The following is a 15,172-nucleotide window of genomic DNA, read 5'->3' on the forward strand; positions in this document are numbered from 1 at the left end:
TTGTATTTAAGGACTTGTCCTTATCTGTTTGGCTGTTGGATGTAATATCCTAACATTCTTACTCTAAACTGTTGGAATCTAATTAAGCTGCTGGCCATCAGTCTTGGCCGAAGAGGTGCAAGAGAAGCTACTGGCATCCATGCATATCTCTAGAAGAAAAGGAAGGATGGTAGTGTATAACTAGAATAGAAGATTATAACTATCATTTTTTACCACAATACAGCTTTTTTAAACCACTTTATCATTGCTGCGTATTTTTAGCATAACTAATCATACATTTTCAGTGTGTAATATTCAACTGTATTTTTAGCGGAATGGTGGATTTTTTCTATGACATATGGGTTGGGACATGGCTCTAATTAAAGGGCTTATCAAATGTGGGACTGCTTTAATTGCCGCTCCGACAGAATACTTCGCTTTCCGCGGGCACGGCCTCAGCCTCCTCGCGCTGCTCCCGCTGGACAAGAAAGGCTCCGGCAGCATCGCACGAATAAAATCGTTCTTTATTTTTGAGGAGTCTACGTATTCTGCCTACGCTAAGTATGACTTCCTAGCTTAGTGGCAGTGTTAAACTTCATAACAACTCCATTAAAATAAAAGTAGCGATACCTTGTTGTTCAACCTAATCTTCATGCTTGACGTTTTAATTAAAAAACCGAACTGATGTAAAATCTTGTAGAGAAATTACATCGTAGTTCGGGTTTTGTATTAGAGAATATGGTTTTATTCTGGCTTACTCGACATCCCAAAAGCAGACATTAAAATTCAAGAATTCTGGAATTGCTCGACTTCTTGTTCGCTCATTTCTTCTCGCCAGATGTTGGCTCCAATTGCAAGCAGTTTTTCGGTAATACGTTCGTAGCCTCTGTCGATATGTTCTACGCCAGTTATCTCTGTGATACCATCAGCCATCAATGCTGCGATAATCAATGCTGCGCCTGCTCGGAGATCACTTGCTTTTACTTTTGCTCCCTCCAGCTGGACAGCGCCAGTGACAATGGAAGCACCGCCTTCCACCTTAACCTGCGCGTTCATGCGGCGAAGCTCGTCAATATGCTTGAAACGAGCCTGGTAAATTGTGTCCGTTACAACGCCAGTACCTTGGGCTTTCGTCAAAAGTGCTGTGAAAGGCTGCTGCAGATCGGTCGGAAATCCAGGATAGACAAGTGTTTTTACATCGACACTTTTTAGTTTCTCCCGTGTTCTTACCGTGAGCTGCTCTTCTCCCTCAATGATTTCTACGCCCATTTCACGCAGTTTGGCTAATAATGATTCCAAATGCTGTGGAATGACATTATCAATCACTACTTCTTCGCCTTGGGAAGCTGCTAAAATCGTGTACGTACCAGCTTCAATTCGATCCGGTATAATTGTATGCTGACAGCCGTGCAGCTGATCAACACCTTCGATACGAATGACATCTGTACCTGCTCCTTTAATTTTCGCACCCATGCTCGTAAGCAGTGTAGCCACATCAATAATTTCCGGTTCTTTCGCTGCATTTTCGATTACTGTCTTGCCTTTAGCACGTACTGCAGCAAGCATGATATTGATTGTAGCACCAACACTTACAACATCCAGATAAATTCGGGCCCCGCGCAGCTCATCAGCTCGTAAGTAAATCGCACCTTGCTCATTCGTCACTTGTGCTCCTAACGCTTCAAAGCCCTTGATATGCTGGTCAATAGGTCGAGGGCCTAAATAGCAGCCGCCCGGCAAACCGATAACTGCCTGTTTGAATCGTCCGAGCATTGCACCCATAAAATAATAAGATGCCCGGAGTTTCTTCACTTTTCCGTTCGGCAGAGGCATGGATGTCATATTGGCAGGATCAATTGTTAGACCTTGATCTTCTTCCTTCGTTACTACACCGCCAATCTCTTCAAGCAAATGACTCAATGTCTCAACGTCTGATATATCGGGCAGCCCTTCTATCGTTACAGGAGATTCAGCTAGAATTGCAGCTGGCAGGAGTGCCACTGCACTGTTCTTCGCTCCGCTGATTTTCACTCGTCCTTTTAAAAGGTTTCCGCCCTCTACTAATATTTTCTGCATAAGGAACTCCTCACATTTAGGATAACAGCAACGTTAGTTTTCGCTATTTTACCATTATTATACTATATACGACTGTTCCAGTCTGCAAGAAATCGTTTGATTCCCGCATCAGTCAGAGGATGCTCTGCTAATTTTTTTAGCATATCGAAAGAAACTGTGGCAATATGTGCTCCTTGTTGTGCAGCTTCGGTGATATGCATCGGATGGCGGATGGAAGCAGCAATGATTTCTGTTTCAATTGCATGCTGATCAAAAATCGCTGCAATTGTGCCAATCAGCTCCATCCCGCTATGACCGATGTCATCAAGCCGCCCAATAAATGGCGATACATATGTAGCACCTGCACGCGCCGCAAGTAATGCTTGATTCGCATTAAATATCAATGTCATATTTGTTCTAATGTTCAACTCAGAAAGAGACTTAACTGCTTTAAGTCCTTCGAGTGTCATCGGAATCTTCACCGTAATGTTTGGCGCTATTTCAGCGAGATCTTTTCCTTCTTCTACCATACCATTGGCTTGCTCTGAAATAACTTCTGCACTGACAGAGCCAGGATCTATTTCTGTTATTTCGCGGAGCCTATCATGAAATGATGCACCTTCTTTTGCCACCAGCGTGGGGTTGGTTGTCACTCCTTCCAACACACCAAGCGCGTTAGCAAGCTTAATTTCCTCCAAGTTTGCAGTATCCAAAAAGAATTTCATTTTCCCTCTCCTTAAGCGCTCCGATATAGTTTATGCAGCTTTTCTTTATATGGCATAGGATTGCACAACTTTCCTGTAATATCAATTATTTCGGGCTTAGACAGAGAAATTTGAAGCCTAAGGTCGGATGCAGAGCTCCGCTTCGATAATACACTCCACTTTCCTTCTTTTACTAATTGAACTCAACAATCTTACAGTTACTTTTGAAATGAAAAAGAAAAATCCGAACTGATGTTATTCTGCAAGAAGAATTTTCATCATCGTTCGGATTTTCTTTGGACTAAGATATATATGTCTTTGTTAAATCTGCTTACGCTTTACCTGAAGAACCGAATTCACGCATTTTGCCGATTACTGTTTCTTTAATCGCTTCACGAGCTGGTCCTAGGTATTTACGCGGATCATATTCGTTCGGTTTTTCTGCTAGTACTTCGCGAACGCGTGCAGCAGAGGCAATTTGGTTCTCTGTGTTTACGTTTATTTTAGAAGTACCAAGGGTAATAGCTTTTTGGATATCCTTTGTTGGGATTCCAGTACCGCCGTGCAATACTAACGGAAGATCTGTAGTGTTGAAGATTTCTTCCATGCGGTCAAATCCAAGGTTTGGTTCACCTTTATACGGCCCGTGAACAGAACCTAGTGCTGGTGCAAAGCAATCAACGCCAGTTTCTTCAACAAGCTGTTTACATTCGGAAGGAATTGCATATGCAGCTTCTGCATCACTTACTACAAGATCATCTTCCTGTCCGCCGATACGGCCAAGCTCAGCTTCAACGGATACACCATGCAAGTGAGCCAGCTCAACAACTTTTTTCGTAAGTGCGATGTTTTCTTCCAATGGATGATGAGATCCATCAATCATTACAGATGTGAAGCCAGCATGAATTGCTTTCGCACAAGTATCAAAGCTTGAACCGTGATCAAGGTGAATCGCAACAGGTACAGTAATGCTGTAATCCTCTAACAAACCTTCTACCATCAAGACAACTGTTTTGAAGCCGCCAATATATTTAGCTGCACCCTCGGATACACCAAGGATGACAGGAGAGTTTTCTTCCTGCGCTGCTTGCAGAATTGCTTGTGTGAACTCAAGGTTGTTGATGTTGAATTGTCCAACCGCATAGTTATCTTTTTTCGCTACTTCTAGCATTTCTTTCATTGAGACTAAAGGCATAACAAAGTTCCTCCTTCAAAGTTTGCACGACGGTCAGCTACTATGTATTTCTAGTCGTGTTAAATCGCTTCCATACTAGAATACCAAGTCACCGGTCATGGCGCAACATTTCTCGACGTTTATACCTGATTTGTACCTTGATTTACTGCTTGATTAACCATATTCCGCACTTTTAGAATATCGAAAGGCTTGGGAAGCACATCGATTAAGAAGTCATACCTTTGGCGAAATGCCTCTATCTCCTCTGCCAATCCGCTCATCATGATTGTTGGAATCACCAGACCTTGTTCCTGCAATCTATCTAATACTGCTGGTCCATCTAATACAGGAAGCTTATAGTCAATAAGCAAAAGATCTGGAACCTGTTTTTTAATCTGATCAAGCGCCTTTGCTCCTGTACAGACAGAAACGGCCTCATATCCCTCATCCCGAATGACTTCCTCCAGTAAAATTCGTATGCCTGGCTGGTCATCCACTATCAGCACGCGTTTATCCATCAGTAATCCCCCTAGAAAACGAAGCAAGCAGCTGCTTGCTTCGACATAATGTTCACTGCTTTGACGCAATGACACTTTTTTCTAGTAAAAAGCTCTGAATTCCTGCTTTTCTTATGAAATATTGTATCGACTTCTATCATTTGCCTTCTTTGTTCTGTAAAGAAGCACCTACAAAGCCATGGAACAGAGCGTGCGGGCGGTTTGGACGGCTCTTGAACTCTGGGTGGTACTGAGAAGCGATAAACCAAGGATGGTCTGCTAATTCAATCGTTTCGATCAAGCGGCCATCTGGGCTTGTACCAGAGAACACAAAACCTTTTTCCTCCATTTGTGCACGATATTGATTGTTAAATTCGAAGCGATGGCGGTGACGCTCGTAAATCACGTCTTCGTTTCCGTAAGCTTCTTTTGTCTTCGTTCCATCCTGCAAACGGCAAGGATAAACGCCTAGACGCAATGTGCCTCCAAGATCAGATATATCCTTCTGTTCTGGCAGCAAGTCGATAACTGGGTGCGGCGTTAGCGGATCAATCTCGCTGGAATGAGCGCCTTCAAGCTGCAAAACATTACGAGCAAATTCAATCGTTGCCAGCTGCATACCAAGGCAGATACCAAGGAATGGAATTTTTCTTGTTCGTGCATAATGAATTGCTTCCAGTTTTCCGTGAATACCGCGGTCACCGAAGCCTCCTGGTACAAGAATACCATCTGCATTACCAAGCATTTCTTCTACATTGTCAGCCGTCACTTCTTCGGAATTAATCCATTTCACTTCGATATCCGTATCATATGGGTAACCTGCATGCTTGAGCGATTCCACTACAGAAATATAAGCATCCTGCAGCTCCACATATTTACCAACTAGCGCAATGCGAACTGTCTTCTGCAAATTGGTAACTTTCGCAGCCATAGCAGACCATTCTGTCATATCAGCAGCAGAACTTTCCAGCTGGAAGTGATCGCATACGTATTGATCAAGGTTTTGACGCTGCAATGCAAGCGGTACGTCGTAAAGTGTTTCTTCGTCTTTTGCTTCAACAACTGCATTAATGTCTAAATCACAAGAAGCTGCGATCTTTTCTTTCATGTCCTGGCCGATTGGCATTTCTGCACGAAGAACGATAACATCTGGCTGGATACCAAGCGAACGCAGCTCTTTTACGCTATGCTGTGTTGGTTTTGTTTTCAGTTCACCTGCCGCTTTGATAAACGGAACGAGTGTACAATGTAAATACATCACGTTTTCACGGCCGATATCGGATTTAATTTGGCGAATTGCCTCTAAGAATGGCAAAGACTCGATGTCTCCAACCGTTCCGCCGATTTCTGTAATAACGATATCTGCGTTTGTCTGTTTACCAGCACGGAATACTTTATCTTTAATTTCATTCGTAATATGCGGAATAACCTGCACTGTTCCACCCAAATAATCGCCGCGACGTTCCTTTTTCAGCACAGTAGAATAAATTTTCCCTGTTGTTACGTTGCTGTATTTATTTAAATCGATATCGATGAAACGTTCATAATGACCAAGGTCTAAGTCAGTCTCAGCGCCGTCTTCTGTAACGAAAACTTCACCATGCTGATAAGGGCTCATTGTCCCTGGATCAACATTAATGTATGGATCAAATTTCTGGATTGTCACTTGAAACCCTCTATTTTTAAGCAAACGGCCCAGAGAAGCCGCTGTGATACCTTTCCCTAGAGAAGATACAACTCCTCCTGTAACAAAGATGTACTTTGTCAACGTAATCCCTCATTTCTAGCATTTATTTATAGAATACCCATGTCCGTAAAAAAAGTTATATAAAAAATAAAAAGCGCTCCCTTTTGTAAGGGAACGCGCTTTGGACAATTAAAGAGCCCACATAAAATATTACTGCTTCTTTGTGTCAAAGTCAATAACATTCAGCGATTATTAGCTTAGCGGTCTTCCTCGTCATTGTCTTCGTCTTCGTCACCAGTCAGCTGCATATCTTCGTCGACAACTTCGCGAGTTCCTTCGTCGGTATCCCCGCTTTGGTAATCGCCTTCGTAATCGTCCTCTGCAACTTCATCGCCGTCAATATCATCTTCTTCGTCACCGAAATCTTCATCGAAGCCTTCTTCATCCAATGTAAAGTCTTCTTCCAGATCATCAAGATCTTCATCTTCGTCTGCTGCACGTTTCTTTCTTTTCTTCGTTGGTTCGACTGTAACATCCTCATCAAACTGATCTACTGAATACCAGCTCTTCAGTCCCCAAAGATTGGATCCTCCAGTCATAAAGCGTCCATCTACGTTTAGATCTGTATAAAACCGCAGCAATTCGTCATCACGTTGATCTGCACTGAATTGCTTGATTTCGACAATCTTGTTGAATATATCTCTATAATCGGTTGCTTTGTTTTCATCCTCAAGAATTAAGTTCGTCAATTCCACGAGGGAAAAGTCAGCAAGCTCTTCTTGGCTGTATTCTTTCAAACCCACTGTCACAGCACTCCCTTTGTCAATAAGTTGGTTATGTTCACGTCTTCCGTTTTTGAACCATACCTTACATTATATTGCCAGGCCTGTCAAAATGCAATATTTCTTAAATTCAGCGGTTTTTTTTGCTCTGTTTGACATGTTTAGACAGCTGTTTAAATTGTTTACGCTGCTCAAGCTGTGCTTTAACAGACGTCTTTCCATCCAGATATTTCAGTTCACGCTGCAGTTTAACATAGCTGCGCAGACGTTCTGCATCTAACTCCCCAACTTGTATGGCATGTTGTACTTGGCAGCCTGGCTCATTTTTGTGCGTACAATCTCGAAAACGGCAATGTTCTCCGAGCTGTTCGATATCTGCAAATGCAGCCGACACACCATCCTGCTGCTGATCCCACAACTGCAGCTCGCGCATGCCAGGAGTATCAATAATCATTCCGCCGCCCGGAAGCTGTACAAGCTCTCGGTGTGTGGTCGTGTGCTTGCCTTTGCCGTCAGCTTCCCGAATGTCACCCGCCAGCTGTACCTCTTTTCCGTACAGCATATTAACGAGCGTTGATTTCCCTGCACCTGAAGAGCCAAGAAAAGCAGCTGTTACACCTGGCTGAAGCTGTTCCAAGATAGCATCCACACCTTGCCTATCGACAGCGCTTGTAATATGAACTGCCACACCTGGAGCAATTGCTTCTACTTCCGGCACTTTCTCTGAGATGTCTTCGCATAAGTCTCCCTTGCTCAATACAATAGCAGGCAGAGCTCCGCTATCATAAGCAGCCAGTAAATAGCGCTCCAGCCGGCGGACATTATAATCTTGATTCAGCGCCATGACGAGAAACACATAATCCACATTTGCAGCTACAATCTGCTCCTTCGTCACACTGCCTGCTTCCTTCCTGGAGAACTTGCTCTTCCGCGGCAGTAAGCGGTGAATCGTCGCCTTGCCTTCCTCATGCCGAGCGTCAATTAATACCCAATCACCGACCGCTGGATAATCTCCACTCTGCCGAAACTTTCCTGACGGTGTTGCCAGCAGTTCACCGTGATCATCTAATACTCTGTACGTGTGCTTATGCTCTAATACAATACGCGCAGGGGTCCAGTCTTTCGTATATTCCTGCCGTGCTGCTTCTAATTGATCATTCCATCCTAATAGATTCCATGCTTTGTTCATGTTTTCCTCCTAGTGATAGCTTTTTTGGCCATAATAAAAAGGACTGTTTGCACAGCCCTTCCACTAGAAGCTAGAAAATCACAGGGATATCCTGTTAATTCAGCCAGGCAGAAGGGATGTGCATTGCGACGGACAGCTTTAATTCGATCATAGGTGTCAACATAAACATCATCCCTTTCTGCACTCGGCTATTTGCCGAATCGCGTTGATTTGTTCTTATCATACATGAGATTGGCTATATTTGTAAAGCCTATAATTACATAAAGAAAGGAGTGCGGTATATGTCGATTTTCTTTCTTGTGCTGGCACTATTCCTTCTTTTTGCCGGACTGGTATTAATAGATTTGTTACTTGGCAAAAAGCAGAGCAAAAGAATGGCTGTCAATCGGCTGATCGGCCATAAACAAGCCTTTGTTTCCTTATTTGGTGATGGTATCAGCTTTTATAATGCACTCATTCGCGATATAAAAGCTGCCAAGCATTCGGTAGACATTCAATTCTTTCTTGTAAAATGGGATGAACCAACACAACAGCTGACAGAACTTTTAAAGCAGCGGGCACAGGAAGGCATTGAGATTCGTTTCTTACTGGACAGAATCGGCGGTTATCGACTGCCGCGCAAGGAGCGCAGATTATTGCGTCAAGCCGGTGTTATGCTTCGGTTTGCCAATATACCACGCTTTCCTTACCTGTTGTATAATCTTAACTTTCGTAATCACCGAAAAGTGACCATTATCGACCAACGGACCGTTTATGTCGGAGGATTCAATATCGGGAAAGAGTATTTGAGCAAGGAGCCGCGCTTTGGTTTTTGGCGGGATGCTGTCGTCAAACTGGAAGGAGAAGCTGTTTACACCTTCGTCCAAGTATTCGCCTCAGATTGGGGACACCATTTCCCTACGTTTCCGAAAGAAGCTCCAGCGCTTGATGGCGCGCAAGTGGAAATTGTCATAACGGAATCAGATGGTTATGAAGATTGGCTGCTGCATCAAATTCACCAAGCGAAGAGGTATCTTTATATCGGGACACCTTACTGCGTTCCGACAAAGCGCATAGAAGCAGCGCTCAAGCGGGCGTCTGATCGCGGTGTGGACGTTCGGCTGCTTTTACCTTACAAAGTTGACCATTATATCGTTAACCAAGTATCCTTTCATTTTGCACGGCGGCTGCTGCGTTATGGGATACGTGTAAACTTATATCACAATGGCTTTTATCACGCTAAAATTTTGCTGAGTGACGGGGAAAGATGTGCGGTAGGTTCTGCTAATCTTGATGGCCGGAGTTTATTAATTAATAAGGAACTCACACTCACAATCCGTGAAAATGACCTCTTTTATGCCCAGTTGCTGGAACTTTGGAAAAAAGATGAGAAAGCCAGTGTCTCGGCATCACTCGCTGTCATGCAAGAACGCCGATTACTAGCCAAGCTAACCGGCATCCTTTTCCGGCCGCTGCGTCATTATCTGTAAAGAACAAAGCATAGATAATCAATTGTAAATATGAGCAATAATGTTAGGCAATACGATGTCCCCCGCTAATGTAGGTTTCCTAAACAACGACATGTATTTCCTAAGCTCTCTCCAGTTTTTAGTGCACAAAAAAATCCAAACGAATTGGCTTTTAATTAGCAGCCTCGTTTGGATTTTTAATTTAGCTCTAGTCCAAGCCACGTTTTCGTCTTACATTTTCTCCGGTGCTTCTACACTGATAAGTTTCAATGTATTTTTAATAGTAATTCGCACTGCTTTCATTAATGCGATACGCGCTTTTGTTAAAGCTTCATTTTCCGGGTTTAATACTTTCTCGGCGTTGTAGAAGCTGTGAAGTGCGCTGGCAAGGTCAAATGCATACTGTGTCATGCGATGCGGCATGCGTTTTTCCGCTGCATCTGCGACAACTTGCGGGAATTCACCAAGACGTTTCAAGAGATCCAGTTCTTTTTCTGCAGTCAGAAGACTAGCATCAAAGGCATCATCTGTTTGGAAGCCTTTCTCCGCAGCCTGCGCCAGCATCGTGCTAATTCGCGCATAAGCATATTGAACATAAAATACTGGGTTCTCGTTGGATTGTGATTTAGCCAAATCCATATCGAAATCCAAGTGCGTATCACTAGAACGCATAACGAAGAAGTAACGCATGGCGTCAATGCCTACCTCATCCATCAATTCACGCAGTGTTACAGCTTTACCAGTACGCTTACTCATCTTCACTTTCTCGCCGTTCTCGAACAAGTTAACCATTTGGATAATTGTTACTTCCAGCGTATCAGCATTGTTACCTAGCGCTTGAATTGCTGCACGCATACGCGGGATATAACCGTGGTGATCGGCACCCCACACGTTAATCAGCTTGGAGAATCCGCGATCAAGTTTTGATTTATGGTACGCAATATCTGGCGTTAAGTAGGTGTAACTGCCGTCTTGTTTAATCAGTACACGATCTTTATCGTCACCAAAATCAGTTGAGCGGAACCAAACAGCTCCGTCTTTTTCAAAGACATAGCCATTTTCGCGAAGTGTTGCTAATGCTGTATCAATTTTTCCATCTTGGTATAAAGAAGTCTCTGAATACCATACATCAAATGGAACGCGGAAATCAGCAAGATCTTTTTCAAGCTTTTTCAATTCATATGTCAGACCATATTGACGGAAGAAGGCAAGACGCTCTTCTTCTGTTTTTTCAGTTAAGCTGTCTCCATGTTCTTTGGCAAGCTCTTGTCCAATGCCGATGATGTCTTTACCGTGGTAGCCATCTTCCGGCATTTCAGCGTCTTGTCCTAATGCTTGCAAGTAACGCGCCTGCACACTGCGTGCAAGATTGTCGATTTGATTCCCTGCATCGTTAATATAATATTCGCGGCCAACGTCATATCCAGCTGCATCAAGAATATTACTAAGCGCATCTCCTACAGCCGCCCCGCGGGCATGTCCAAGGTGTAAATCACCTGTCGGGTTTGCAGAAACAAACTCAACTTGTACTTTTTCGCCTTGCCCTGTATTCGTGCGGCCAAAATCGTCGCCGGCATTTAAGATTGTTGATACAAGTTCCCCAAGATAATCGTTTCTCATAAAGAAGTTGATAAATCCTGGACCAGCGATTTCAATTTTCTCAACTGGAGCATTTTCATAATTAAAATGCTTTTGCAGATCTTCTGCAATGGCGCGCGGTGCTTTTTTGGCAACGCGTGCAAGCTGCATTGCAATATTTGTCGCATAGTCGCCATGTGCTTTATCTTTCGGCTGCTCCAAAATGATTGCTGGAATAGACTGTTCATCAGCCAGACCTGCTGTATAAACGGCGTCTTGAATTGCCGCTTTTAATTTTTGTTCCGTTTGTTGTACGATGTTCATCCGTTACTCTCCTTTTGCACACGCAACGTCAATGCATGCTTTCGTGTCTGCACTTGATTGAGTGTTACCGTATAGCTTATTGTAAGCTCTGCCGGGCTGTCAGCAGCGAGCGGCGAGAACTGCATCGCGTGTGTGCTTGTTTCCATATGCATTGTACCATAAGGATGCCGGTATACGTTCTCTGTCGGCAGATTTCTTACAAAAACTTGCTTCATTTCAAAGCCGCCTGTACGTTTGATACTCACCTTATCTGCCGTGATGGTTATCATCGTATTCGTATCTTCAACTTCTTCTGATTTCTCTGTAAAACGTACAACTGTCAACCCGCCATTTGCGGAATACGTGCCAGCTGTTTGTAATGTTGTGTGCTCTGTATCTTCTTCATCTGTTATTGCCGTATCCATTTCAATCCATACTGGAATTTTCGTCTTACTCAAGCAGCTTCCCCCTTGCAGCAAGAAAAACGCTCCCTTAGGAAGCGCCTCTCTTTTTTATTTTAATAAATCCTGTACAAACTTCGGCAGTACGAAAGCAGCGTGGTGCAGTTCTGGCGTGTAATACTTCGTCTCTATGTGCGGAAGACCCGATGCATCCACTTCTTTCGGATGATGTACCTTACTTCCCATCGTAAATGTCCATAAACCGCTTGGATATGTTGGGATATTCGCCGTATAAAGTGCTGTTACAGGGAAAATTTCTTTGACATCTTTGTTGACTTGCGTAATCAAATCCGCCTTGAACCACGGATTATCCGTCTGCGCTACAAACAAGCCATCTTCCTTGAGCGCTTTTGCAATACCAGCATAAAATCCTTTGCTGAAAAGGTTAACTGCTGGTCCTACCGGTTCGGTGGAGTCCACCATAATTACGTCATAGACATTTTCACTTTCTGCAATGTGCATAAAACCGTCTCCCACACGCACATCCGCTCGCGGATCATCTATCATGCCAGCAATGGTCGGTAAGAATTTCTTCGAGTATTCGATTACCTTGCCGTCGATATCTACAAGTATGACTTTCTTTACTTTGTCATGCTTTAGTACTTCACGAATAACACCGCCATCGCCACCGCCTACGATAAGTACGTTTTCCGGGTTCGGATGTGTGAACAAAGGTACATGGGCTAGCATCTCGTGGTAAACAAACTCATCACGTTCTGTTGTCATAACCATGCCATCCAATGTCAGCATATTGCCCCATTCTTCTGTCTCCAGCATGTCCAGCTTTTGAAATTCAGTCTGTTCGCTATGCAAAGAGCGCTTCACTTTAGCTGTAATACCAAAGCTCTCTGTCTGTTTTTCTGTATACCAAAGTTCCATTAGCACTCAAAACCCCTCTGTGTATAGAATCCTATATCATCTCGCAACTAGTGTTGGTCATTTTTATAGCTTTAAACAATCAAATTATAGTGAAAATCAGAAAAAAAGCAACCCTTGGGAAGGTTTATTATCCTGCATGATGCCGATACTGTTCTAGACACCATGAAGGAAGCAGGCGATAGACTTGATTCGGATTCCTATACGACGTTGGCACAAGTGGCTCCGCCCGAAAAGATTGCTCTTACTCGGACTTGGAAGTATCGTTACGGCAATCACCGGACTGCTCCTCATCTGCTATTTGATGGGACCGCCGCCAATGACAAGCAAGTGGAGTACAACATTTTATGCAAATGACGACACCATCCTTGGAGAGCACTATGGCAATACACCTAAACGCTGGAAATCATTAGAGGAAGTATCTCCTCATTTAATTCATGCCACCATTTTGGCAGAAGACAAGCATTTCTACAACCATCACGGTTTTGCTTGGAAACGGATATTTGCTGCCGCTTTAAAGGATCTTCAGGCCGGTGCCAAAGTAGAAGGTGCCAGCACCATTACGCAGCAGTATGCGAAAAACTTGTATCTTACCAATGATAAAACGTGGACCCGGAAACTGAAGGAAGCGATTTACACGATACGCTTGGAAATGTTTTATTCCAAGGATGAGATTTTAGAAGGCTACTTAAATAGCATCTATTACGGGCATGGCATGTATGGTATTCAAGCTGCCAGCGATTATTATGTGGGCAAAGACCCAGCTTCTCTTTCTGGTGCAGAAGCTGCACTGCTTGCCGGTATACCAAAAGGACCATCCTATTACTCGCCATTTCAGAACAAAGAGCTTGCTAATGAACGCCAAGCTTACATTTATGGACTGCTGCAAAAGGAAGGCTATATTACGGAACCGGAAACGCTGCCTGCTGTATCCTTATCGACTGAGCAAGAACGCGAAACGATTAAACGTGCAGGTTACTTTCAAGACCATATAACAGATGAACTTGCCGATGTATTGGAGATGGATGAAGACGAGGTGTCCGATGCTGGTTATCGCGTCTATACAACGATGGACCCTGTGCTTCAGCAGCAGCTTGAACATCAAGTAGCAGATACCATCCCATCTTCTGCCGATGTGCAAACAGGAGCTGTTGCTATGCATCCAAAAACAGGTGCTATTGCGGCCATGGTTGGAGGAACCGATTATAACGAAAGTACATATAACCGAGCCACGTCGTCCAAGCGGATGCCTGGTTCCGCTTTCAAACCTTTTGTTTATTACACAGCGCTAAAACATGGATTCACTCCAACGACAAAGCTGCAAAGCGAGGAAACAACTTTCGATCTGCCAAATGGTGAAGTGTACGCTCCTGGCAATTACCATGGCTATTATGCCAATGAAGAGATTACGATGGAAGAAGCCATTGCGATGTCAGATAATATTTATGCTGTCAAAACAAATATGATGGTTGGAGCAGAGAATGTGGCGGCTGATGCCAAGAAGCTTGGAATAATGAGTGACTTGCAAGCTGTTCCCTCCCTCGCACTTGGGACCTCGCCGGTGACTGTCGAAGAAATGAGCGTTGCTTACAGCCGGATTGCCAATGGTGGTAAACCAGTAGAAAGCTATACAATTGAAAAAGTCGTTGATCAGCAAGGTAAAACAGTTTACACGCATAAACCGACCAAGCAGAAAAGCCGACTGGATTCGAAAAGACTATTTGTTCTTACCAACTTAATGACAGGTATATTTGACGATACGCTCAGCAGCTATATGCGTGTAACAGGAGCTACTATTAAAGACCAGCTGAGCCGTCCTTATGCTGGAAAATCCGGGACTACCAGCTCTGATAGCTGGATGGCTGGATTTAGTCCTGATTTGGTGACAACCGTTTGGACTGGCTATGATGATAACCGCTCCATGGATAAAGTAAAGGAACTTACCTACAGTAAACAAATTTGGGCTGGGTTTATGGAGGATGCCCATAAAGGGCAGCCAATTGAAGCTTTTCAGCCGCCAGCTGGCGTTCGCGGTGTTTTTATCGACCCCGATTCTGGTCTTTTGTCTTCACCTTCTTGCGAGAAGCGTCGTTTTACTTATTTTGTGAAAGGAACAGAACCAAAGCAGTACTGTCACGCAGATATAGACAGGGAACCGCTGCATCCAGATGAAGAAACTCCTGCCAGACGGAAACGCTGGTTTGACTGGTTATTTTAAATGAAAAGAGCCGTTGGAACAAACCAAGATCAATTCACTCTAAAAGCGAACGATGACTAGATCCATACTTTTTAATGCAGCCCTCTGATGCTGCCTTTCCAACTTTAGCTGTTATCGCCGGACAAGAATGGCTTTTGAAGTAGACACCGACAAGAAAATTGCTTCTTATTTTCGAGGAGTCTACGTATTTCTTCTACAAAAGTGAAGGTCTCTCATAACAA

Annotated in this window: 12 protein-coding genes; 2 read left to right on the forward strand and 10 right to left on the reverse strand. The window is 43.7% G+C overall.

All coding sequences use genetic code 11. The features are described from left to right. Positions 1-765: 765 nt before the first annotated feature. The 7 genes from KS242_RS14425 to rsgA all read right to left on the reverse strand — a co-directional run bounded on the left by KS242_RS14425 (position 766) and on the right by rsgA (position 8,067). Positions 766-2,055 carry a UDP-N-acetylglucosamine 1-carboxyvinyltransferase gene (locus tag KS242_RS14425; protein ID WP_217321967.1) on the reverse strand — a complete coding sequence of 430 codons (1,290 nt, stop codon included), beginning with the start codon at positions 2,053-2,055 and terminating at the stop codon, positions 766-768. A gap of 62 nt (positions 2,056-2,117) precedes the next feature. Further along, entirely contained in the window at positions 2,118-2,759 is a 642-nt protein-coding gene (fsa, locus tag KS242_RS14430; protein WP_217321968.1) for a fructose-6-phosphate aldolase, read from the reverse strand. A gap of 310 nt (positions 2,760-3,069) precedes the next feature. Further along, entirely contained in the window at positions 3,070-3,933 is an 864-nt protein-coding gene (locus tag KS242_RS14435) for a class II fructose-bisphosphate aldolase (RefSeq protein WP_077307082.1), read from the reverse strand. 119 nt (positions 3,934-4,052) lie between these two features. Beyond that, complete coding sequence (locus KS242_RS14440; RefSeq protein WP_217321969.1) at positions 4,053-4,430, reverse strand: response regulator; 378 nt, start codon at positions 4,428-4,430, stop codon at positions 4,053-4,055. A gap of 136 nt (positions 4,431-4,566) precedes the next feature. Next, a complete protein-coding gene (locus KS242_RS14445) occupies positions 4,567-6,177 on the reverse strand; it encodes a CTP synthase (RefSeq protein ID WP_217321970.1) in 1,611 nt (536 codons plus the stop codon). A gap of 176 nt (positions 6,178-6,353) precedes the next feature. Then, complete coding sequence (gene rpoE, locus KS242_RS14450) at positions 6,354-6,899, reverse strand: DNA-directed RNA polymerase subunit delta (protein ID WP_217321971.1); 546 nt, start codon at positions 6,897-6,899, stop codon at positions 6,354-6,356. 109 nt (positions 6,900-7,008) lie between these two features. Then, positions 7,009-8,067, reverse strand: a complete 1,059-nt coding sequence (rsgA, locus tag KS242_RS14455) for a ribosome small subunit-dependent GTPase A (RefSeq protein WP_217321972.1) — start codon at positions 8,065-8,067, stop codon at positions 7,009-7,011. A gap of 281 nt (positions 8,068-8,348) precedes the next feature. Between rsgA and KS242_RS14460 the strand changes: the two genes are divergently transcribed. Continuing rightward, a complete protein-coding gene (locus KS242_RS14460; RefSeq protein WP_217321973.1) occupies positions 8,349-9,536 on the forward strand; it encodes a phospholipase D-like domain-containing protein in 1,188 nt (395 codons plus the stop codon). A gap of 210 nt (positions 9,537-9,746) precedes the next feature. Here the strand turns inward: KS242_RS14460 and argS are convergent, their stop codons facing one another. From argS to speE, 3 genes are read right to left on the reverse strand one after another with little or no spacing between them, the layout of a single operon-like run. Further along, on the reverse strand, positions 9,747-11,417 hold the full coding sequence (argS, locus tag KS242_RS14465) for an arginine--tRNA ligase (protein ID WP_217321974.1): 1,671 nt from the start codon (positions 11,415-11,417) through the stop codon (positions 9,747-9,749). Continuing rightward, positions 11,414-11,854 (reverse strand): YwiB family protein, encoded by a 441-nt coding sequence (locus KS242_RS14470; RefSeq protein WP_217321975.1) that lies wholly within the window; start codon positions 11,852-11,854, stop codon positions 11,414-11,416. The genes argS and KS242_RS14470 overlap by 4 nt, the downstream gene beginning before the upstream one ends. 54 nt (positions 11,855-11,908) lie before the next feature. Beyond that, positions 11,909-12,736, reverse strand: coding sequence for a polyamine aminopropyltransferase (gene speE / locus KS242_RS14475; protein WP_217321976.1), 828 nt, complete (start codon positions 12,734-12,736; stop codon positions 11,909-11,911). Between the two features lie 184 nt (positions 12,737-12,920). Between speE and KS242_RS14480 the strand changes: the two genes are divergently transcribed. After that, a complete protein-coding gene (locus KS242_RS14480; protein WP_217321977.1) occupies positions 12,921-14,951 on the forward strand; it encodes a transglycosylase domain-containing protein in 2,031 nt (676 codons plus the stop codon). Positions 14,952-15,172: the final 221 nt, after the last annotated feature.

The sequence above is a fragment of the Terribacillus sp. DMT04 genome, assembly GCF_019056395.1.
GTDB lineage: Bacteria > Bacillota > Bacilli > Bacillales > Amphibacillaceae > Terribacillus > Terribacillus aidingensis_A.